The organism is Neobacillus citreus, assembly GCF_018343545.2.
Classification (GTDB): Bacteria; Bacillota; Bacilli; order Bacillales; family Cytobacillaceae; genus Neobacillus; species Neobacillus citreus.
Map to the genome: position 1 here is coordinate 148,771 of NZ_JAGYPE020000002.1, position 21,082 is coordinate 169,852.

Annotated in this window: 22 protein-coding genes; 20 read left to right on the forward strand and 2 right to left on the reverse strand. The window is 42.5% G+C overall.

The features are described from left to right. Positions 1–104 precede the first annotated feature (104 nt). Complete coding sequence (gene speD, locus KHB02_RS02365; RefSeq protein WP_213145464.1) at positions 105–1,379, reverse strand: adenosylmethionine decarboxylase; 1,275 nt, start codon at positions 1,377–1,379, stop codon at positions 105–107. 260 nt (positions 1,380–1,639) lie between these two features. On the opposite strand from speD, the gene KHB02_RS02370 reads away from it, so the two are divergent. The 3 genes from KHB02_RS02370 to KHB02_RS02380 all read left to right on the forward strand — a co-directional run bounded on the left by KHB02_RS02370 (position 1,640) and on the right by KHB02_RS02380 (position 2,946). Next, a complete protein-coding gene (locus tag KHB02_RS02370) occupies positions 1,640–1,945 on the forward strand; it encodes a BC1872 family protein (protein WP_213145465.1) in 306 nt (101 codons plus the stop codon). 221 nt (positions 1,946–2,166) lie between these two features. Then, positions 2,167–2,526 carry a DUF3147 family protein gene (locus KHB02_RS02375; RefSeq protein WP_213145466.1) on the forward strand — a complete coding sequence of 120 codons (360 nt, stop codon included), beginning with the start codon at positions 2,167–2,169 and terminating at the stop codon, positions 2,524–2,526. Positions 2,527–2,541: 15 nt separating this feature from the next. Next, the gene (locus KHB02_RS02380) at positions 2,542–2,946 is read left to right on the forward strand and encodes a DUF3147 family protein (protein WP_213145467.1); all 405 of its coding nucleotides are present in this window, start codon (positions 2,542–2,544) and stop codon (positions 2,944–2,946) included. Between the two features lie 56 nt (positions 2,947–3,002). Here KHB02_RS02380 and KHB02_RS02385 read toward each other — a convergent pair whose 3' ends face one another. Next, positions 3,003–3,896, reverse strand: a complete 894-nt coding sequence (locus KHB02_RS02385; RefSeq protein ID WP_213145468.1) for an aldo/keto reductase — start codon at positions 3,894–3,896, stop codon at positions 3,003–3,005. Positions 3,897–4,065: 169 nt separating this feature from the next. Here KHB02_RS02385 and KHB02_RS02390 point away from each other — a divergent pair, with 169 nt between their 5' ends. From KHB02_RS02390 to KHB02_RS02470, 17 genes are all read left to right on the forward strand, one after another. Continuing rightward, positions 4,066–4,203: a hypothetical protein gene (locus KHB02_RS02390; RefSeq protein ID WP_213145469.1), complete on the forward strand. Its 138-nt coding sequence runs from the start codon at positions 4,066–4,068 to the stop codon at positions 4,201–4,203. Positions 4,204–4,721: 518 nt separating this feature from the next. Next, positions 4,722–5,300, forward strand: coding sequence for a DUF2087 domain-containing protein (locus KHB02_RS02395; protein WP_213145470.1), 579 nt, complete (start codon positions 4,722–4,724; stop codon positions 5,298–5,300). 54 nt (positions 5,301–5,354) lie between these two features. Further along, positions 5,355–6,599: an MFS transporter gene (locus KHB02_RS02400; RefSeq protein WP_241113675.1), complete on the forward strand. Its 1,245-nt coding sequence runs from the start codon at positions 5,355–5,357 to the stop codon at positions 6,597–6,599. A 117-nt stretch (positions 6,600–6,716) separates the two neighbouring features. Next, positions 6,717–6,839, forward strand: a complete 123-nt coding sequence (locus KHB02_RS02405) for a YjcZ family sporulation protein (protein ID WP_213119029.1) — start codon at positions 6,717–6,719, stop codon at positions 6,837–6,839. Between the two features lie 111 nt (positions 6,840–6,950). Then, positions 6,951–7,673, forward strand: a complete 723-nt coding sequence (locus tag KHB02_RS02410; RefSeq protein WP_213145472.1) for a ZIP family metal transporter — start codon at positions 6,951–6,953, stop codon at positions 7,671–7,673. A 200-nt stretch (positions 7,674–7,873) separates the two neighbouring features. Next, positions 7,874–8,398 (forward strand): GNAT family N-acetyltransferase, encoded by a 525-nt coding sequence (locus KHB02_RS02415; protein ID WP_213145473.1) that lies wholly within the window; start codon positions 7,874–7,876, stop codon positions 8,396–8,398. Between the two features lie 167 nt (positions 8,399–8,565). Then, positions 8,566–9,078 (forward strand): DUF3231 family protein, encoded by a 513-nt coding sequence (locus tag KHB02_RS02420; protein ID WP_213146034.1) that lies wholly within the window; start codon positions 8,566–8,568, stop codon positions 9,076–9,078. A 161-nt stretch (positions 9,079–9,239) separates the two neighbouring features. Beyond that, positions 9,240–10,502, forward strand: a complete 1,263-nt coding sequence (gene larA, locus KHB02_RS02425; protein WP_213145474.1) for a nickel-dependent lactate racemase — start codon at positions 9,240–9,242, stop codon at positions 10,500–10,502. 279 nt (positions 10,503–10,781) lie between these two features. Next, on the forward strand, positions 10,782–11,597 hold the full coding sequence (locus KHB02_RS02430; RefSeq protein WP_213145475.1) for a formate/nitrite transporter family protein: 816 nt from the start codon (positions 10,782–10,784) through the stop codon (positions 11,595–11,597). A gap of 258 nt (positions 11,598–11,855) precedes the next feature. Next, positions 11,856–14,828 (forward strand): formate dehydrogenase subunit alpha, encoded by a 2,973-nt coding sequence (gene fdhF, locus KHB02_RS02435; RefSeq protein ID WP_213145476.1) that lies wholly within the window; start codon positions 11,856–11,858, stop codon positions 14,826–14,828. Continuing rightward, the gene (locus tag KHB02_RS02440; protein WP_213145477.1) at positions 14,828–15,307 is read left to right on the forward strand and encodes a helical membrane plugin domain-containing protein; all 480 of its coding nucleotides are present in this window, start codon (positions 14,828–14,830) and stop codon (positions 15,305–15,307) included. Before fdhF ends, KHB02_RS02440 begins: the two co-directional genes overlap by 1 nt. Before the next feature lie 96 nt (positions 15,308–15,403). After that, complete coding sequence (locus KHB02_RS02445) at positions 15,404–15,766, forward strand: Na-translocating system protein MpsC family protein (RefSeq protein WP_213145478.1); 363 nt, start codon at positions 15,404–15,406, stop codon at positions 15,764–15,766. Between the two features lie 22 nt (positions 15,767–15,788). Next, positions 15,789–16,598, forward strand: coding sequence for a formate dehydrogenase accessory sulfurtransferase FdhD (gene fdhD, locus KHB02_RS02450; RefSeq protein WP_213145479.1), 810 nt, complete (start codon positions 15,789–15,791; stop codon positions 16,596–16,598). Between the two features lie 109 nt (positions 16,599–16,707). Beyond that, positions 16,708–17,589 carry a LysR substrate-binding domain-containing protein gene (locus KHB02_RS02455; protein WP_213145480.1) on the forward strand — a complete coding sequence of 294 codons (882 nt, stop codon included), beginning with the start codon at positions 16,708–16,710 and terminating at the stop codon, positions 17,587–17,589. A 139-nt stretch (positions 17,590–17,728) separates the two neighbouring features. Beyond that, on the forward strand, positions 17,729–18,097 hold the full coding sequence (locus KHB02_RS02460; RefSeq protein WP_213145481.1) for a CidA/LrgA family protein: 369 nt from the start codon (positions 17,729–17,731) through the stop codon (positions 18,095–18,097). Beyond that, entirely contained in the window at positions 18,094–18,771 is a 678-nt protein-coding gene (locus KHB02_RS02465; RefSeq protein ID WP_213145482.1) for an LrgB family protein, read from the forward strand. The genes KHB02_RS02460 and KHB02_RS02465 overlap by 4 nt, the downstream gene beginning before the upstream one ends. A 125-nt stretch (positions 18,772–18,896) precedes the next feature. Further along, positions 18,897–21,068: a transglycosylase domain-containing protein gene (locus KHB02_RS02470; RefSeq protein ID WP_213145483.1), complete on the forward strand. Its 2,172-nt coding sequence runs from the start codon at positions 18,897–18,899 to the stop codon at positions 21,066–21,068. Positions 21,069–21,082 lie beyond the last annotated feature (14 nt).

The following is a 21,082-nucleotide window of genomic DNA, read 5'->3' on the forward strand; positions in this document are numbered from 1 at the left end:
AATCGGTAATTACCTATTCCGTTCAAAGAATGATAGTTCGATTGCAGCCAAAAATAAGAAATGCGATTGCAGATGATGTCAATCGCATTTTTTTATTCCCAGCATTAAATATTCCCCATTTCTTGCTGATAAAGTTCATGCAACTTAAGGTTATTTCTGCTGTTTATAATCAAGCCGGTATTGGGCGGGTGGAACTTTGGGGGAAGATGAAACAAAGGGGCCGTGTTTGTTTCAATGGCTTCATGTGGAACCGAGATTTGCGGCCATTTTTTCACAAAATTGTCGCGTTGCGCTATGTGGAATCCCCACATTCCGAAAGAAGGCACCACTAAATAAAAGGCCTCCGTTTTGAAGCCTGCAGCCTGCAATGTTTTAGCGATACTCCAATAAACTCGTGGATTGTCTCCCGGGGAAGTGGCCTGACAAGCGATGACTCCTTCGGGGTTTAAGTGCCATCCAACATGCTCATATAACTCTTTCGTGTATAATAAGCTGGTTTCAGGGTCGACGGGATCTGGAAAATCAATAATGATGACGTCATATCCCTTCATTTCCCCCAGTAAGTACTGCTTCGCATCCATAATATGCATCTGCAGGCGGTTATCCTTTAACGAACCCTCATTCACATCAACAAATGCCGGTTCATTTGCCGCCAGCTTAATAATCATCGGGTCAATTTCAACAAGGTCGATATGAACGACATCATGATATTTGATGACCTCCCTAACAGCAAGGCCATCCCCGCCGCCTAAAATCAGCACCCGTTTCCTTGATTTTGCGAGTTCCATTGCTGGCAGGACCAATGCCTCGTGGTAATGTCTTTCATCCAGCGAAGAAAACTGGAATTCTTCATTTAGGTACAATCGCAGGTCCTTTGCCTCGACAAGCAAAATGTCATTGTGCTCACTCGAACCCTGGTAAAGGATATGGTGCCCGCCATTCTTGATTTCCTTAAGAATTTTCATGTCCCATGCATTTCCCGGGCGCCTGCTGGCTGTCAGCCTCGGATGTGGCTCACTTGAATATATAGGAGAAATCTGCCTTTCCATACCTCTTTCAATTTCAATAGCGGTGGCCCGCCCGGCACCGATTTTTCTAAGGAATTTTCTTAAGACTGGCCAGGTATCCTGAGGGGAGCAGGTATATAAATCGAAGGCTGCATACCCGTATTCGGGCCAGGTATGAATGGAAAAATGGGAGGTCGAAATCGCGATGATTCCCGTTACTCCTTGAGGTGAAAAGGAATGGAAGCAAGCAAGCAGAATTTCCAATTCCAGCTCCCTGAGGGTATCAAGCATCAGGGTTTTTAATTCATCAGCGTTATTTAAGAGCTCCGCCCGACAATCGTAGGCATCCACGATGAGGTGCTGACCTTTCATCTCCATACCTCCATCCCTTTCTCCATTCTGATTTATTTTTGAGTTCATATTGTTGTTTTAAAAAATTTATCATAAATAAAGTATGTGAGTGTAACTCGGGTAGTGATAAATACGTATATTCGCTTGCAGTATATTAAGGCCTTTAGGACAGTTAATAAATTGTCAAAATCAATTTAGTATGTGTGAAAATTGATACAGGCTTCTGAATATGAAAATGGTAAAATAGGAAAATCTATTGAGGATAGGGGAGTAATGTGGCTATGAACAAAACTGAAATAATTGCGCGCAGAATACTAGGCTGGAAGTTAAATAGATGGGATCGCTGGTATGATTTTGAAAAGGGAATTTTCATACCTGTAGACGAGTTTCAACCCGAGCAAAACCTGGAGCACGCGATGCTAATCGTTGAAAGATTGAAAGAGTTAGGGTTTACATATAAAACAGACGGAGCACTCCAGGCATGTTTTAATGATGTATGCGAAACGGGCAATACGTTAGCGGCGGCCATAGCAGAGGCAGCCTTTGCAATCGCTGATAATAGTTCGGTTCCGGATGAATGGCTATAACCTATATAACTATATTATGAAACTTAAACCCGTATTTTGTACGACCGAATTTTTCAAGAATTTGGTCGTTTTGCTTTTGGTACCTATTTAGAACTTGATAGCGCTTCAAAAATGTTAATGAAATGTTCACATGAGCTGCGGATAAAAAGGAGTAAAATAAACATATCGAGTAAATATGTGAAATTATTCACAAATATATGTAATATGGACAGGTGATAAGGATGGGTGGACTTTCCGTTAGTGCTTTACTCATAAGATTTATTTTAGGGGGCTTGGCGGTTGTCGCTTCAACAATTGTGGCAAGAAGATTGGGCGAAAAGGCAGGGGGAATATTCGCAGCCTTTCCTGCTGTATTTTTAGCGGCATTACTGACGGCGGGACTAGACCTGAAAGGTGACGCTCTCATTTCCCAATCTATTATGCTCTCAAAAGGAGCTATAGTGGGGATGGGAATTAATATATTTGTGGCTGCCACGGCCGGATTGCTATTAAAAAAACATGGCTGGAAAAAAGGACTCATCGAGGCGTTAGGCTGCTGGCTGGCAGTTTCTATCATAGTGGTTGCCATCACGGTCAATTAGGAAAGGGTGTTAACAATGACAAAAGATTTACTTTTACGTTTTCTACTTGGCGGGGCCGCCGTTATGGCCAGCTATTTAATAATTGTGGTTTCACCATGGGAAATCCTAGGGGGAATATTCGCCGCGTTTCCGGCTGTGATGATTACGGCCGTCTTAATGGCAGGGGTTACTTCCGGCACGAAGAATGCAGCGAAAATTGCAGGCGGTTCTGTTTATGGCATGATTGGCGGCATTATTTGTGCAGCGACCGTCTGGCTGTTCTTAAAACTGACCCATAATTGGCCGCTAAGCATGCTGCTCGGTCTGCTTTTTTGGCTGATCAGTTCCGTGATGGTGTCAACACTAAGGGAGAAATTAAATATAAAACCATTTAGTAGAAAGATGGTTTTGGCAGAGGCACGGTTCAGACATCATAAATAATAGAAAAAATGCCAGTCGGCATCCGAAAAAGGAAAGCTGCCTGGCATTTTACGTTTTTAAATAATATCAAGAGGAACTTTTCTGGTGGGAGCTGGGAAAACCTCGTCAAGTCTAGCTAATTCCTCTGTTGTTAATTCAATGCAAGCAGCCGCCGCATTTTGCATGACGTGTTCCGGTTGGCCAGCTTTTGGAATGGCAATCACCTGATTGGAACGGATACACCAGGCTAGCACAATCTGCAAGGGCTGCACATTGTGACTGTGGGCGATATCCAGAATGGTAGAATCACGCAGTAGCTGTCGTCTTAAGGAACCTCCCTGGGCGATCGGGCTATAGGCCATTATGGGCATTTGATGCTGCTTTTGCCACGGCAGCAAATCAAATTCAATCCCTCGTGAGCCTAGATGGTATAATACCTGATTGGTGATACAATTTGTCCCGTTTGCGGAGGCAACTAATTCATCCATATCTTCTGTGTCAAAGTTGGAAACACCCCAGCGCAGAATTTTTCCTTCTATTTTAAGTTTCTCCATCCCTTCGAAGGTTTCCTCAAGTGGAATCTGGCCCCGCCAATGTAAAAGGTACAAATCCAAATGATCTGTTTGCAGCCGTCTTAAACTGTTTTCACAGGCTTCGGTGATTTTATTTTTTCCAGCGTTATGAGGATAGACCTTGGAGACCAGAAACACTCTATCTCTGAGTCCTTTTATCGCTTCACCAACAACTTGCTCTGCACCGCCATTTCCGTACATTTCCGCTGTATCAATTAACGTCATTCCGAGTTCAATGCCAAGCTGAAGGGCTTTTACTTCCTGCTCTTTTGTACGGCTATTTTCGCCCATATTCCAGGTTCCCTGCCCTAAAATCGGTACAGACGAACCATCAGGGAGGGATATTACACGTTTATTTAGGGTTTCCCTAATTACAGCTATTTTCCAAGATTCAACCATTCAAGCTACCTCCTTTATGACCCTCTATTCTTTAGAAAATAATACCATAATTTCAAGTGAAAACTCCTGTTCGGCATAGACAAATTTTACAAAAAAGTATGCACATTTTTTAACAATCGTCATATATTAGCTTCTGTGTGAGAAATTACGTAGGAAGGAAGTATGGACGATGAATAACAACCAAGTATTAACACCAATTAAGAACGAGGGCAAAGATCTAGGAAATGGCGGATTTAAGATTGTTGAAATCAATGTGACTGACCCGTCTGAAAATTTATTTGCTGTGTGTACACCTGTTAAAAAATAATAAAAAAGACTATCCAGAAAAACTATCTTTTTTGTAAAAATACATAGAAAGATAGTTTTTTTTAGCTAATAGGAAGTTATAAATTCAACTACGCCTCATGAACCGTCCTACTCGCCAATCGGCGAGTTTTCATTTAATTCTGCAATTTTAGTGTTTTTCATATATGTAAGCGCATACATTGTAATGAGCAATGGAGGTGATACCTTTGATGTATATCTATGGTAATGATTATATTAAGTATTTAAACGACGACAGCGCAGGACATTTAACATACGACCAATGGAAAATGAAAAAGAGTCAACAGGACACCGATCAATGCGCTTCATGCGGAGCTGTGAAGGAACACTTGCAGCCTTGTCCGAAATGCAGACATTAATTGTAATGTTTAAAAAACCTGCCCGAGTGGTGGGTTTTTTTATTGGTTTTATTCTTGAAAAAAATTCCATTCGCCTATTGCAAATGAAACCAAATTCGAATAATATCTAATTAGATAAATATTAAAGTAGGTGGATTTAAACATGCAATTAAACAAAATCGTGGAATTTCATAAAGCCCTTGGTGACCTTACCAGGATCAAGATTGTCGCTTTGCTTCAACAGGGGCCGTTGCACGGGCAGGCGATTGCCGGTAAGCTGGGGCTTAAACCGCCAACGATAACCCACCATATGGCAAAACTTAGAGAGGTGGGGCTGATAAAAGAGCGGCGTGATAAAAATACCATTTATTTTTCTCTTAACACAAAAATATTAGAGATGAGTGCTAAGGCTATTTTGAATGTTGGAACGGGAGGCGGAGCAGAATTGGAAATGTCGGTGACAGCGGAGGATAGGGAAGCAATCATTAAAAACTTCTTCACCAAAGAAGGAAAACTGAAAACCTACCCTGCGCAGCGAAAGAAAAAGCTTGTTGTGCTTGAGCATATGATCAAAGGGCTGGAACTGGGTAAAGTTTATCAAGAAAAGGAAATTAACGAATATTTAAAGCAGTATCATGAGGATTACGCTACGTTACGTCGCGAACTTATTATGTGCCAATTTATGTACCGTGAAAATAATCAATATGAGTTAAATCCGGTTGAGGTTTGGTGGTTGAAATAAATTTTTTTGTAAAACTAATTAGATAGGTGCGAAATTAGATAAGGGTGAAAGGAGATGAGGAAGATGGCTCTTTCCTTTATAAAAAAGGAAAAACAATACCGGAGATTATTTCTCGCCGGTGTCGTAAATGGAATCGGCGACCGCTTCAGTTCCGTTGCTGTATTAGCGCTTGCAATCCAGTTAACAGGGTCAGGCTTTGCAGTCGGCATGACGCTAGCGATTCGGCTATTGCCCTTTGTTATTTTCGCCCCAATCGGGGGAAGGCTGGCAGACCGTTTTTCAAGAAAAACTATTTTAGTGGCAACTGACCTCATCCGCATCGTGTTTGCCTTGTCGTTTCTATTGGTTCATGGGAAAGAGGATCTTTGGATTGTTTATGTCAGTACCTTCATGTTAGCGGTGGGCGAGGCTGTTTATGCGCCAGCGAGAAAATCTGCGATACCGCTTCTTGTCAACAAAGAGCATCTGTTAAAAATAAATAGTCTTGAACAAGTATTGGTTGGGATTGTCCTAATTGTTGGTGCTTTTTCAGGGGGGATTGTTTCCTACTTATTTGGAGCGGGGTTAACATTTTTGATTAATGCTGCCTCCTTTTTAGGTGCAGCAATTATTTTATCTTCGATCACATTTCCTGAAAAAAACTCCCTTCAGGATGAAAAGCTGCAGCAAAGGGAAAAGCTGATTCCAACCTTAAAAAAGGTAATCATATTGTCCGTCCCGGTCCAAATTCTTCTTTTCTGTGAAGTGGTCATTGCGTCCATGAACGGCATTGATAATGTCCTTATTACCGTGTATGCCATACAGGAGTACCATTTGGGTGATGTAGGTGTAGGGCTGTTTTATGGGGCGTTGGGGATTGGTTTAACGTTAAGCTTTTCTGTCGCCAACCGTCTGCGAAAAAATATCCTTGGGATTGGGTTGGCCAGTCTCATGCTCGAGGGGGCTTTCCTAGTAGTATTAAGCCAAACCCATTACATAGCTGCAGCATTTCTCGTGTTTTGCGGGGCCGCGTTTATGTCGGGGATTGGGAATGCCTGTTTTGATACGGTTCTGATGAAGGAAATTCCTGAGGAACACCAGGGAACTATGTTTGGGTTATTGGCATCCATTGGCAATCCATTATTGGGTGTTTCGATGCTTTTATCAGGGGCCGCTTTAGAATACCTGACACCACGAACCTTGGGGTTAATTGGCGGCAGCGCCTATATGTTAATCGCGATTTTCCTGATGGTCTTCCTGTCCGTGAAACGTGTGCGGGAAAGGGAAACTATGACCAGTCCGCCATTTTTGAAAAAATAAGCAATTGTAAACCAAGCAGGACAAACATCCATTTTTAAAAGGCTATTATATTCGCATTTACGTTTATCGTCACGGCTGCATAAGAATAATTAAACCAATTTGAGAGGTGACTTAATTATGTGCGGCTGGTGCGGTTGCGGTGGTTATGGCTACGGTTTCGGGTATGGCGGCTTTAGCCCATTTGTATTAATTGTAGTATTGTTTATTCTTTTAATTATCGTCGGGGCTAGCTTTTATTAATAACAAGTAAAAAATGAGGTGTTCTTTGAGGGCACCTCATTTTTTATTGGTAATCTTTTTTCAAGACGGTGAATACATAATGGGGAATAAACAAAAAAGGGGAGGATTATCTTGACCACTACTGTGTTCCTCGTTGTTTTAATCTCATCTCTAGCCTATATTCTTGGCGGATTTCTCGTTTTAATTCGAAAAAATTGGCCGGAAAGAACATTATTGTCATTGGTTGCTCTTAGCGCTGGCCTGTTATTATCGATCGCTCTTTTACATTTAATTCCTCATGCCTTAGAAGACTTTCATGACAGCAGTTTGTTCGTGATGCTTGGTTTTCTTATTATGTATTTTATTTTTCTGCCAGGAACTTTTCATGGGAAAAATGGGGTAGAAAACAGTGGGAAGTCTGGGGCAACGGGACTAACAATAGGAATGCTGCTCCATAATTTTTTTGAGGGATTATCGATTGGTATTAGCTATGCCTCTTCTTTTGAATTAGGTATTTTTGTTACGATTGCACTGGTGATCCATAAAATACCGGAAGGGCTTTCCTATACTTCGGTTATGCTCGCCTTTTTAAATGGCCGCAAAAAAACAGCCATCTATCTTGTCATTCAGGGGCTTTTTACTTGGCTCGGAGCAGGAATTGCGGTTTTGCTATCGGAAATGAAGGACTTTCAAGAAACGATTGTCGCGATGGGCTTATCCGTAACAGCAGGGATTTTTCTGTATCTCAGCGGGGCTATGTTATTACCTTTAATTAATCGAGGGACATTTAAAAGCACCCCCCTGTTTTTTATAGCTGGAATCTTGCTGTTTTTCATATTACATAGTGTTGCTTAGCACCGGATGCAGGATCTCAAATTCAACAGTCTATAAAGTCATATAGAGCTGCTGAGGCAGCTCTTTTTCTGTTTAGGTAAGGAGTCTCACTAGTCGTAATAGAAAAAATATGTAAGATTTTCTGACAAAGGAATATGTAACAACCTTTATATTTGATACATTTGATCCATATTTTATAAATAGGGATTGGGGGATTTTTTATGGAAAATGGTTTAGAAGTTAGCAAGAACATAAAAATAGAGAGATGCATCTCTATTGAGGAACATTTGAACGAACTCTCAGCACTTCTTATTCAAGTTGTTGAGGATGGTGCTTCGATTGGGTTTTTACCGCCATTAGAGGAAAACGTGGCAAGGAAGTATTGGGAATCTGTCTTAAATCCTGAGGTGATCTTATTTGTTGCTAAGATTAATAATGTCATTGCCGGAAGTGTGCAATTACATCTGTGTTCAAAGCAGAACGGCAAACATCGGGCGGAAATTGCCAAACTGATGACACATCCGAATTATCGCAGGAATGGAATTGGCCGGTTATTAATGGAGAAGGCTCACGAAACGGCTAAACAAATGGGGAGAACATTAATCGTTCTTGATACGAGGGAAGGAGATCCTTCTAATAGACTTTATACTTCTTTTGGGTATATTCAAGCAGGACGGATTCCTAAATATGCATTGTCTGAAAATGGGAATCTGGATGCGACGATAATATATTACAAAATGATTTAAACGATATGAGATGGGTTCGTCTAAAATGTTAGACGGCCGAGAAAATGAGGCAAAAGAACCGTCCCCATGCCTCATTTTTTTGGGATTATGGGAAAAGCTATTGAATGTGCTTTAGGAAAGGTGGCACGAGAATGAATTATTTTTCTTATAATTTGAGGAGGTTTGCAATGGGTATTTTGAGTGGAAATCCTAAGGAAGAGCCAATGCATTATGGAGAGGCATTTGACCTTTGGGCATCTGTTCTAGCTGGTAATGGTATGATTGCAGGTTATCAAACGATGATAAACCATGCGGGTGACGACGATTTAAAAAAATTATTAAAAGAAGCCATTGAACTTTGTCAGCAGGAAAAGAAACAAGTGGAAGAACTTTTAAAGGAAAACGGAATTGGTTTACCTCCAGCGTCACCCGAACCACCTGAAGCTTGCTTAGAGGATATTCCGGTTGGAGCGCGCGTTCCGGATCCCGCTATTGCAGCCGTACTTTCGGCCGATATAGCTGCAGGATTAGTGACTTGCAGCCAAATTATCGGTAAATCCATTAGGGAAGATATAGCCATGATGTATGTGCAAATCCATAACCAAAAGGCAGCGCTTGGCGGAAAAGTTCTTCGGTTAAACAAAGAAAAAGGCTGGCTGATCCCGCCGCCATTACATCCAAATAAACATGGTGATTGTTAAAGTTGCAGGATGAGGACAAATGGTCTTCATCCTTTTTTTTAGCTTTTATGCCCGAAAAATAGAATATTTTAAATTTTATAACATATTAGATGAATTTCAGAATTAGAAAAAGTATAATTAGGCCATATATGGACGAATCGTTTTCCAAGGAGTGGATATACATGAAAACAAACCTGCTATATGGCCAAACCGGAATGGACATAGAAGTACCGGATCATTCATTTATCGTAGAACCTAAAGACCTTCCTGCAATGGAAAATGAAGTGGAAGCGATTAAACAGGCATTAAGGAATCCGATTGGAACACCTCCTTTAAAAAAAATGGTCAAAGCGACAGATACTGTTGCCATTATCATAAGCGATATTACGAGACCGACCCCAAACCATATCCTTGTCCCAATGTTAATAGAAGAATTGAACCATGTGCCATTGGAGAATTTCGTGGTGATCAATGGAACAGGGACTCACCGCGATCAAACCAGGGAAGAGTTTGTGCAGATGCTCGGTGACTGGGTTGTCGACAATATCAGGATTATCAATAATAACTGTCATGACAAAAGCACACAGGTCAACCTTGGCAAAAGCAAATTTGGTTGTGATGTGTATCTCAATAAAGACTACGTAGAAGTCGATTTCCGGATTGTCACAGGATTTATTGAACCGCACTTTTTCGCCGGTTTCTCCGGTGGACCAAAAGGAATCATGCCGGGTATTGCCGGGATTGATACGATCATGACGTTCCACAACGCCAGAATGATTGGCGACCCTCTTGCTACATGGGGAAATATGGTCAATAACCCAGTCCAGGACATGACAAGGGAAATTAATGGCCTTTGCAAACCGCATTTTATGTTAAATGTTACACTGAATAAACAAAAAGAAATCACAAACGTATTTGCCGGAGAGCTTTACGAGGCTCACGATCAGGGCTGTGCCTTCGTCAAAGAACACGCCATGGTCCGGTGTGATGAGCGGTTTGATGTCGTCATCACCTCAAATTCCGGCTACCCGCTTGACCAGAATCTGTACCAGGCCGTTAAAGGAATGAGTGCCGCACAGAAGATTGTCAAAAAAGGCGGGGCCATTATCGTCGCTTCGGAATGCTCAGATGGACTGCCAAGCCATGGGAATTATGCGAAAATTTTCGAACTCGCCGACACACCGCAAGGGTTGCTTGATCTCATCAATAGTCCAGAATTTAAAATGTTTGACCAATGGCAGGTGCAAAAGCAGGCGGTCATCCAGGTTTGGTCAGATGTCTACGTTTATTCTAAGCTAACAGACGAACAGGTGAAGGGCGCCATGCTTAAGCCGACACTCAATATTGAGAAAACCCTCGAAGAACTTAAACAGGTTTATGGCGAGAATATGACCGTTGCTGTTTTACCGCTTGGGCCGCTGACAATTCCATATGTGGAAGAGTAGTATTTTAAGATAAAAAAGTCACAAAATGTTCACAAAAAATAAGAAATATGTTATCTTATAAAATGTTATGAAGAAATAGAATGTTCATTGATGAAATGTAACATGGTGTTGCACTTTCATTCTGTTATTCTGTTTTATATTGGCGGGAAGGATTTCTAGTATTTTTTAATGCTTAGAATATTAGCCCATCATAAACGGTTTATGTGAATTTATTTGCATGAAACCGCTTTATGGTGGGCTATTTTTATTTTTAAAAGAGTACATAATGGAGGAAAACATATGGCATTTCATAGTCCTGATCAAATTGCCCGAAAAGTAGTTGCAGCGGGCGCGAAGAAAGCAGTAATGCCGATTCGTCATGCCCTGCTGTTAGGTTTCTTAGGTGGAGCGTTTATCGCATTGGGCTTTCTATTAGACATACGTGTGATTGGCAATTTGCCAAAAGAATGGGGGTCATTCGGGTCATTTCTCGGCGCTTCGGTGTTCCCGGTCGGCCTCATGCTGATCATTATTGCCGGCGGTGAACTGCTGACGGGAAATATGATGGCATTGCCGATGGCGGTATTGGCTAAGCGGGCAACGACCTTACAGCTGATGAGAAATTGGCTGCTGATTGTTGTCAGTAACTTTGTCGGTGCTATCTTTGTGGCTTATTTCTTTGGCCATGTAGTCGGCTTGACAGAAACAGGACCATTTTTGGAAAAAACAGTGGCAATCGCCCAAGCAAAAACAGCGGAAACCTTTGTTCAAGCATTAATTTCTGCAGTCGGCTGTAACTGGCTAGTCTGTTTAGCAGTGTGGATGGCATTTGGTGCTGAAGACATTGGTGGAAAAATGTTTGCGATTTGGTTCCCTATCATGGGATTCGTTGCAATCGGTTTCCAGCACGTCGTGGCCAATATGTTCGTGATTCCAGCGGCCATTTTTGCTGGCAGCCTTAGCTGGACCGATTATTTTGCTAACTTAGTTCCGGTATTTATTGGCAATGCCATTGGCGGAGGAATTTTCGTGGCTTTGATCTACTGGATGGTATATAAAGAGGCATTACGGACTAATGCTTCGCAAGCATTAAACAACATAAAGAAAGCCGTCTAGCAATCTAACTTGCTTTAGTTCGCAAAAAATACAAATTTATGATATATTCATAGTGTTAATGTTTAAAATTAGTGAAGAATGCATTGAAATCAGGTAACAGTTGTTGCTTTGATTTCCTGCGTGCTCACAAATAATATGGCGGGAATGATCGCTAGTATATAAAATATGCTCAGAAATTCTCCCCCCATGAAACGGTTTATACCAATTAGGTATAGCAACTGTTTTATGGGGGTTTTTTGTGTTTAGGAGGGACGTATTTTGTCGGAAAAAGTGAATGTGTTTATTAATGGAACCGCCCGTGAGATTGAGGCGGGAACGCGAATCTTGGATTACCTTATTTCACAAGATATCCAGCATCCACATGTTTGTTATTCAGAAATTCTTGGGCCAGTCCAAAGCTGTGATACCTGTATGTGTGAGGTGAACGGCAGCATTATGAGGGCCTGTTCGACTATCGTGGAGGAAGGAATGAATATCCTGACCGCGTCTGAAGTGGCGAAAAAGGCCCAGGAAGAAGCGATGGATCGGATTCTGGAAAACCACTTATTATACTGTACGGTCTGCGACAACAACAATGGCAATTGCCGTGTCCATAATACAGCGGAAATGATGGGAGTCGAGCATCAAACACGTCCGCACCGCTCTAAGGGGTATGAAGTGGATATGTCTCATCCATTTTATCGCTACGACCCGGACCAATGTATTTTGTGCGGACGCTGTGTGGAAACCTGCCAAGACCTGCAGGTCAATGAAACATTGACGATTGACTGGGAGACCCAGCAGCCACGTGTATTATGGGATGGCGGTAAAAGCATCAATGAATCCTCCTGCGTTTCCTGCGGTCAGTGTGTCACGGTTTGTCCATGTAATGCCTTAATGGAAAAATCCATGTTAGGTAATGCTGGATTCATGACAGGAATTGAAGATGATTTACTGACACCAATGATTGACCTTGTCAAAGCGGTAGAGCCGGATTACCAAACCATCTTTGCTGTTTCCGAAGTCGAAGCTGCCATGCGAGAAACACGCATTGAGAAAACAAAAACGGTTTGTACCTTCTGCGGCGTAGGCTGCTCATTTGAAGTGTGGACAAAAGATCATGAGATTTTAAAAATTGAACCATCCGAAAATGCACCAGTCAACAGTGTATCTACATGTGTAAAAGGGAAATTCGGCTGGGATTTTGTTAATTCAAAAGAACGGATTACCACTCCTTTAATCCGCAAGGGCGATGTGTTTGTTGAAGCCTCTTGGGATGAAGCCTTAGATCTTGTGGCAGAAAAATTGGGCGGCATTAAAGATACGTACGGCAGCGATGCACTTGGATTTATTGCTTCTTCAAAAATCACGAATGAAGAGAATTACTTGATTCAAAAATTAAGCCGGCAGGTATTCGGCACTAACAACGTGGACAACTGCTCCCGTTACTGCCAATCTCCTGCTTCTTGGGGCTTGCAGCAAACCGGCGGCATTGGTGGTGATTCCGCAACGATTCAAGACATCGCGGGCGCGGGACTAGTCATTTTAGTAGGCTGTGCTCCGGCAGAGGGACACCCTGTTCTTGCCACACGGATTAAGCGTGCGCATAAGCTTCACGGACAAAAGCTAATCACCATCGATGTCCGCAAACATGAAATGGCCGATCGCGCTGATTTGTTTGTGCGTCCAAGACAAGGGACGGATTATGTATGGCTGTCTGCTGTAACAAAATACATCATTGACCAAGGCTGGCATGATGAAGCGTTCATTCAAAAGCATGTCAACCATTATGATGAATTCTTAAATATGATTACTCCTTATACGCTCGAAGAAGCAGAAAGAATGACTGACATCTCGCAAGAGGCATTAATCCAAATCGCTGAAATGATTCATGAAGCCGACGGGACCGCCATTTGCTGGGGAATGGGCGTCACGCAAAATATCGCTGGTTCGCATACATCTGTTGCCATTGCCAACCTTCTTCTTGCAACAGGAAACATGATGCGCCGTAATGCAGGGGCATTCCCACTCCGTGGTCATAACAACGTCCAAGGTGCAAGTGACATGGGAACCATGCCAAATATTTACCCAGGGTATCAGCAAGTAGCTAATGACGAGGTTCGTACCAAATTTGAAAAGGCTTATGGAGTAACACTGCCAGCACAGCCGGGGCTCGATAATATCGAAATGCTTGAAGCAATTGATAAAGGCGAATTAAAAGGCATGTATATTGTCGGTGAGGATATGGCCTGGGTGGATGCTGATTCCAACCATACACAAGCGATGCTTGCGAAGCTTGATTTCCTTGTGGTTCAAGAAATCTTCTTAACGACAACGGCTCAATTTGCTGATGTGATTTTACCAGGGGTGCCTTCCCTTGAAAAAGACGGGACGTTCACCAATACAGAGCGCCGAGTCCAGCGTTTGTATAAGGCGCTAGAAACAACAGGCGACAGCAAGCCTGACTGGTGGATCCTCATGCAGGTTGCGAACCGCATGGGCTTTAACTGGAACTACACGCATCCAAGTGAGATTTTTTCTGAAATGGCTGGCTTAAATCCATTTTTTACACATTGTAATTACGACGTTCTTGAAGGCTGGAACAGCTTTACATGGGGATCGCCGGACGGGACTGACACACCTGTTCTTTATCTGAACGGCTTTAACTTCCCTGACAAGAAGGCTCGGTTTGGTTTGTTTGACTATGTACCTCCGGTGGAATTCCCGGCTGAGTTCGACTTGTCGCTTGATAACGGGCGTTTGCTGGAACATTTCCATGAAGGGAACCTAACGCATAAATCTGAGGGGCTTCAGTACAAGTTCCCGAAAGTCTTTGTCGAGGTTTCACCTGAGCTTGCCAAAGAGCGCGGGGTGAAGGATGGCACGCTTGTCCGCCTTGTTTCACCGTATGGTGCGATTCGTCTGCCAGTTCTCGTCACAGACCGTGTGGAAGGAAAAACTGTATATGTTCCAATGCACTCCTCCAGTCATGAGAGTGCGGTTAATTTACTGACGGGCGGGGCAGTCGATGTCGTGACCCATACACCTGCATATAAACAAACGAAAGTGCGAATGGAAGTGCTGGAAATCAAGGGAGAAAATCCGCTTCCAAGATTCAACCCGCGCAACGCCACACGGACGCCGCAGCTGGGTCTTGAGATTTACCGGAAATGGGAACGCGGCGATTATGTGCCAATTTCAAGTGTCAATGAATATGTACAGCCTGGCCTGTATGACAGGAGGAACGCATAATGGCTCAGCCAATTAAAATCATTAAAAAGGTAGAATTGACAGAAGAGCAACAAAAAGCGCAATCCTTGGAGAGTCTTATCTCCGAGGTTGCGCAAAATAAAGATTCCCTGCTGGATACGCTTCAACTGTTGCAGGAGCTTCACAACAGCGGCATTTTAGAGGCCATGAACAGTCTCGTCAAAGCCAAAGAGACAGTGGCAAAAATTGCGGTTGGCCAAATGACACGAGAGCCTGTCACGAATCTCATCAATAATGCGATGGCAGCAGGTGGCGCTTTGACGACGCTTGATCCCAAAATGACACAAAAACTGATGAATGGCGTTGCAAAAGGGTTGGAAAAAGCAGATCAAGGGCTTCAGTCTAATTCAAAAGTAGGTATACTAGATTTATTGAAGGTATTGAACGATCCGGATATCAATCGAGCAATTGGTTTTGGTTTGAATCTCTTGAAGGGTGTCGGGGAAGGCTTAAAGGATTAAAAGGAGGGGGAAACCCATTTGATGATTTAAAAAGAAGGGGTTTCCCTGTTTTAATCGAAAACTATTCTGAAACGACAAATGAAGGGGAAGTCGATAATGGGTAAAAATTTAGAACACCAATTTAGTATGCTGGTTCGGGAAATCAGAAAAGAGTACGTTGGAAACGGCCCAAAAGAAATTAGCACCCGATTCGTGGAAAACTGGGCGATTAGTGAAATGAAAGGCAACCTTACGAATGTAGAGAAGTTTATGATTAACTCTGAACAAGGAAAACAAACCGTTCATGAGGCTCGGACCAAGTTGGTAAAGGAAATCTATAAGAGACAAGAGGTTGTGGATAAGTTTGAAACCTTAATGGGAGCAAAAGTGCTGCGGCTATTTTCCGATATTAATATTGACGAAGATATCGCCATGACTGTTTTTGTTTTTGATAAATCAATTGATCAAAAAGGTAAATGAGGGAACAAGGGAGACAGGGAGAATGGACCAGCAAATGCAGGTAACAAACCAAGTGCTGCGATATGAAAATGGTGTTGTGCAGCTTGTCGAGGATGTGGTTGTGACGGAATATCCGATCACGATTATGTTAAATGACCAAGAATTTGCCACCCTCGTATGCAGTCCGGAGGATATTGAGGAACTTGTCATCGGATTTTTGGCGTCAGAGGGGATAATCGGCCGCTATGAGGATATAAAGGAACTGCAAGTGATTGAAAAACTAGGGAAAGCAATCGTAACAACACATCGAGTGAATAAGTTGAATGAAATGTTCCACTCCAAGCGCATTGTAACATCGTGCTGCGGGAAAAGCCGGCAGAGTTTTTATTTTTATAATGATGCCAGAACAGTTAAGCCGATTGAAGTGAAAAGCAAAGTGCTGACCGTCGACAACTGCTTCCGTCTGATGGAGATGCTGCAGGAATCCTCTACCATTTTTCAAGATACGGGCGGTGTCCATAACGCCGCATTATGTGATGGAAATGGCATTATTGTAGCGCGGACGGACATTGGCAGACATAATGCTTTGGATAAAATTTACGGCTACTGTCTGAAGCATCATATTTCCATCGAAGACAAAGTGATTGCCTTTAGTGGGCGCATTTCCTCGGAGGTATTATTAAAAGTAGCAAAAATTAGATGCGGCATGGTTCTATCAAAATCGGCCCCAACAGAACTTGCATTAAGATTGGCTAAAGAACTGGGGATTACAACGGTTGGATTTATCCGGAATAATGCCTTAAATATTTATACAAACTCTGAACGGATCATTACACCTGAATTAGCGAAATAAGGGGATACCGCTAGTCGTTGCTAAGCGGTATTTTTGTTATTCAATCGTATTGGTAATACTGCAGATATGTTAAAATCCTTCTAAAGAATCCTTAAGATGGGGTGTTTTGATGGAGTTACGCCAATTAAATCTTTTTATGGAGGCAGCTAAGCACAAAAGTATTACTAAGGCAGCGGAGAGTGTGCATATTTCACAGCCTGCCTTGAGTAAATCGATTATGGCTTTAGAAGAAGAGCTTGGCATGACCTTGATTATCCGCAGCAATAAGACAACGAATCTCACAGACGCTGGGAATGTGGTGCTAGAATATGCCCAGAAAATTTCTGGCCTGCTTGATGAAATGACCACGACATTAAATGATATGACAGATTTGAAGAGAGGCGAAATTAACATTGGCTTGCCGCCGTTTATCGGAAGTTTATTTTTTCCAAAAGTGATGGCTAAGTTTCATCAGGAATTTCCAAATATCAAATTAAATATTACCGAGTACGGTGGAGCGAGGGTTGTCAAGAGCGTTGATGAAGGGGAATTTGAGCTTGGTGTTACCGTTCTGCCGATTGATGAGCAGGATTTTCAAGTTTACCCGATTGTAGAGGAAGAAATGATGCTGGTGGTTCACAAAGACCATCACCTTGCTGCCCGTAAACAAGTAGAGATCAAGGAATTAGCAGATGAGGAATTTATCTTTTACCATGAAGAATTTTCATTAAATCAGATCTTAAGGAATCAATTCTTTATAGCTGGTGGTTTTGAGCCGAAGATCTTATTTAAAAGTACGCAATGGGACCTGATGTCGGAAATGGTGGCAGCCAACCTGGGGATCACCGTTCTTCCACAATCCATTTGCAATCGGTTAATGAATAGGGATTTAAAAATCATTACCCTCAGGCCAGTCATCCTATGGAAGCTTGCCGTCATTACCAAAAAAGACCGCTATATTTCCAGTGCAGGAAGAACCTTTATTGACTTTATTTTGAATGAATCATTATAACTTTGAGTTATGAAAACCATTCTAAATATGTATTTTACGAATGGTAAAATTCGTCGTAACATTACTCTATAGTTTAAATCGAGAAGTTAAAGGAGCATGAAGGAATTTCCTTTTTCTTCTTTTGGAGAGGATTTTTACGATGAAAATTGGGGTTATTATTTTACAGATATTATTCATACATGTCTTTTTATTTCTCGGAGCCGCACTAAAAGAAATCGTTCCACTGCCGATACCTGCTTCGATGTTTGGCTTGTTCCTTTTGTTTTTGGCACTTTGCCTTCACATCATCAAGCTGGAATGGATTGAAAAAGGAGCAAATTGGCTGCTGGCAGAGCTGCTATTATTCTTCGTACCGTCTGCAGTAGGGATTGTGAATTATGATGAAATTATCAGCTTTCAAGGGGCCGAAATCGTCGTATTGATTGGGGTCAGCACCATCATTGTGATGGGAATGACAGCCTTAATTGCAGAAAAAGTAACAAAAAGGAAAGGAAGTGAGCAGCTATGATGATGGTAATTTGTATTGTAGGAACTTACCTTATTTATCGGTTATCCAAGAAAATCTATGCTAAATGGGCGTTTCCTTTATTCCATCATTTACTGCTTGCACCAATTCTGTTAATCGTGTTAATTTCAATCATGCATGTGTCCGCAAATCAATATTTGGAAGCAACGAAGTGGCTGACACATATGCTCGGGCCAGCTACAGTTGCGTTCGCGGTACCGATTTATAAGCATCTTCCGATAGTCAAAAAATATTTGGGAACCATCATTATCAGTACCATTACGGGTTCGCTGGTGGCGATTTTTTCAACATTTGCTTTATCAAAAATCATTCATTTGAAATATGATTTTATGACGTCAATTCTTCCAAGGTCCATTACAACGCCCTTTGCCATTGAAGTTTCCAAAGAGATTGGCGGACTGCCAACGTTAACAACCGTGTTCGTCATCTTGACCGGCGTGATTGGCGGTGTTGTCGGCCCTTCTGTTATCAAATGGTTATCAATTCAGACGCCGATTGCCAAAGGTCTAGCGCTTGGAATGAGTGCACATGGTGCCGGAACGAGTAAGGCGCTGGAATATGGGGAGCAGGAAGCTACCTTTTCATCCCTGGCGATGATTTTCGCCGCCTTTATTACCCTGCTGTTGGGGGCACTGCTGATACCTGCGATGATTTAGTGGAAATCCCCCATAAAGAGAGCATTCCTTACGAATATGTTTATATGTAAAAAAAAAACATGGGGACGGTTCTTCTGCTGCTGAAGCAGAAGAACCGTCCCCATGCATCATCGGAGAGAAGAATTATGACAGAAGAAAACTATCAATCTCGTGAGGAACGAAGGAAAGCGGAGAACACAAGGGAAAGCCGCCAAATAAGCAAAAAATTGCCCGTAAAAGGGTCGTTGTTAAGAAAAGTGCTTATTGTCTGTTTGGTAATAGGGCTTGTTTCAACCGGGGCAGGGGCAATCACGTTCGCATCGATGGTGAAGGGTACACCTGAACTGGATGCCTCCAAATTAATCGACCCTCTATCAACGAAATTTTATGATAAAGATGGAAACTTCATTTATGAATACGGGAAAGAAAAGCGGACAAAAATCTCGTATGAGCAAATTCCGGAGGTGCTGGAAAATGCGTTCATTGCCACGGAGGATTCCCGCTTTTATGACCATCATGGCATTGACATCAAAAGGACGGCCAAAGCCATTTTTGTCAATGTAACCGGTGATTTCGGATCTCAGGGCGGGAGTACGATTACGCAGCAGGTCATTAAAAACTCATTTTTGACACCCGAAAAAACATTGAAACGGAAGGTGCAGGAATGGGATTTGGCGTATCAGCTGGAGAATAAGTATTCCAAGCACGAAATCTTAATGATGTATTTGAACAAAATCTACCTGGGCAACCGCTCATACGGAGTGGCTGCCGCAGCAAAGAACTACTACGGGTTAGAGCCAAACGAATTGAAAAAGTTAACTCTCGCCCAGGCGGCCATGCTAGCCGGACTGCCGCAGAGTCCCAATAATTACGACCCAACCAAGCAGGAAAACAAAGAAGCTGCTACCGACCGCCGAAATCTAGTCTTAAGCTTGATGCTTCGGCATGGCTATATTACGGAAAAACAGATGGATGAAGCTTCAAAAGTTCCAGTTACAGAAGGGCTTATACCAAAAAGTGAGCAGCAAGGAATGCCGTATGAAGCATTTTTGGATGCAGTGGTAAAAGAGATCAAAGGAAAGCTTAAGGATGTAGACGTCAGTGCCGATGGGTTAACGATTTATACGACACTAGACCCGAAAGCACAGGATTATGCCGACAAAATGATGAACACGAATGAAATCATTGCTTACCCGGATGAGAAGTATCAGGGGGCGTTCGTTTTTATGAATACAAAAACGGGGGAAGTCATGGCGATTGGCAGCGGCCGAAACGACTACCAAGCCGACTTTCTTGGCCACAATTTGGCTGTTGACATTAATCGACAGCCGGGTTCCACCTTTAAGCCGATTATGGATTACGGTCCTGCAATTGAAAATTTAAAGTGGTCTACGGCCCATTTAATCAATGACCAGCCGACAACCTATTCAACCGGCCAGCAGATTTCTAACTGGGACCATCAATATCATGGAATGCTGACTATCCGCTCCGCGCTGCAAAACTCTTATAATATCCCAGCCCTTCTCACACTTCGAGAGGTTGGACTTGATAAAGCAAAGAACTTTGCGGAACAACTTGGCATTACATTTAAAAATAATCAAGTCTATGAGTCTTATGCAATCGGAAGCAATACCGTCAGCCCTCTAGCAATGGCAGGTGCCTACAGCGCCTTTGGAAACGGCGGAATCTACAATAAACCGCATTTTGTCCAAAAGGTTGTCTTGGCAGATGGCACAACGGTAAATTTCGCCGAGAAACCAAAGCGAGTGATGCAGGATTACACGGCCTATATGGTGACGGATATGTTACGGACTGTCGTCGATGCCGGAACAGGTACAGCAGCCAATATCTCTGGTTTGGATGTTGCGGGAAAAACAGGAACAACCAATTTTGATGCCCAGACGCGTGCGAAATACGGATATCCAAACAATGCGACAAATGACAGCTGGTTCGCGGGATATACACCACAATACACCATGGCAGTCTGGACCGGATATGCCCAAAACGGTCCTGGCAACTATCAGGCTGGAAATACGACGAAAATTGCCCAATATATGTTTAAAGCGATGATCCAATCATTTGGAACGGATTCATCGAATTTCCAGCAGCCTAACAGCGTATATGAGGTCAATAACGAACTGTATATTAAAGGTATCGCTTCCGCCGAAGTACCTCCGAAACCGATTGAAAAAGAAAAGCCAGAACTCGAAAACGGCTGGAAAAATGGAAAAGAGAAGCATAAAAAGGACGAATGGAAAAAGGAAAAAGGAAATGGGAACGGAAAAGGGCATGGCAAAGGGAAAAATAAAGAAGATTAAGATTGTACTATAAG

What these genes read in the sequence shown, in the direction of transcription:
- KHB02_RS02445 (WP_213145478.1), top strand. Translation starts at nt 15,404, where the DNA reads ATGGGTAAAAATTTAGAACACCAATTTAGTATGCTGGTTCGGGAAATC.
- KHB02_RS02420 (WP_213146034.1), top strand. Translation starts at nt 8,566, where the DNA reads ATGGGTATTTTGAGTGGAAATCCTAAGGAAGAGCCAATGCATTATGGA.
- KHB02_RS02395 (WP_213145470.1), top strand. Translation starts at nt 4,722, where the DNA reads ATGCAATTAAACAAAATCGTGGAATTTCATAAAGCCCTTGGTGACCTT.
- KHB02_RS02375 (WP_213145466.1), top strand. Translation starts at nt 2,167, where the DNA reads ATGGGTGGACTTTCCGTTAGTGCTTTACTCATAAGATTTATTTTAGGG.
- KHB02_RS02465 (WP_213145482.1), top strand. Translation starts at nt 18,094, where the DNA reads ATGATGATGGTAATTTGTATTGTAGGAACTTACCTTATTTATCGGTTA.
- KHB02_RS02440 (WP_213145477.1), top strand. Translation starts at nt 14,828, where the DNA reads ATGGCTCAGCCAATTAAAATCATTAAAAAGGTAGAATTGACAGAAGAG.
- speD (WP_213145464.1), bottom strand. Translation starts at nt 1,379, where the DNA reads ATGAAAGGTCAGCACCTCATCGTGGATGCCTACGATTGTCGGGCGGAG.
- larA (WP_213145474.1), top strand. Translation starts at nt 9,240, where the DNA reads ATGAAAACAAACCTGCTATATGGCCAAACCGGAATGGACATAGAAGTA.
- KHB02_RS02430 (WP_213145475.1), top strand. Translation starts at nt 10,782, where the DNA reads ATGGCATTTCATAGTCCTGATCAAATTGCCCGAAAAGTAGTTGCAGCG.
- KHB02_RS02385 (WP_213145468.1), bottom strand. Translation starts at nt 3,896, where the DNA reads ATGGTTGAATCTTGGAAAATAGCTGTAATTAGGGAAACCCTAAATAAA.
- KHB02_RS02380 (WP_213145467.1), top strand. Translation starts at nt 2,542, where the DNA reads ATGACAAAAGATTTACTTTTACGTTTTCTACTTGGCGGGGCCGCCGTT.
- KHB02_RS02405 (WP_213119029.1), top strand. Translation starts at nt 6,717, where the DNA reads ATGTGCGGCTGGTGCGGTTGCGGTGGTTATGGCTACGGTTTCGGGTAT.
- KHB02_RS02415 (WP_213145473.1), top strand. Translation starts at nt 7,874, where the DNA reads ATGGAAAATGGTTTAGAAGTTAGCAAGAACATAAAAATAGAGAGATGC.
- KHB02_RS02455 (WP_213145480.1), top strand. Translation starts at nt 16,708, where the DNA reads ATGGAGTTACGCCAATTAAATCTTTTTATGGAGGCAGCTAAGCACAAA.
- fdhD (WP_213145479.1), top strand. Translation starts at nt 15,789, where the DNA reads ATGGACCAGCAAATGCAGGTAACAAACCAAGTGCTGCGATATGAAAAT.
- KHB02_RS02390 (WP_213145469.1), top strand. Translation starts at nt 4,066, where the DNA reads ATGAATAACAACCAAGTATTAACACCAATTAAGAACGAGGGCAAAGAT.
- KHB02_RS02460 (WP_213145481.1), top strand. Translation starts at nt 17,729, where the DNA reads ATGAAAATTGGGGTTATTATTTTACAGATATTATTCATACATGTCTTT.
- KHB02_RS02370 (WP_213145465.1), top strand. Translation starts at nt 1,640, where the DNA reads ATGAACAAAACTGAAATAATTGCGCGCAGAATACTAGGCTGGAAGTTA.
- KHB02_RS02400 (WP_241113675.1), top strand. Translation starts at nt 5,355, where the DNA reads ATGAGGAAGATGGCTCTTTCCTTTATAAAAAAGGAAAAACAATACCGG.
- KHB02_RS02470 (WP_213145483.1), top strand. Translation starts at nt 18,897, where the DNA reads ATGACAGAAGAAAACTATCAATCTCGTGAGGAACGAAGGAAAGCGGAG.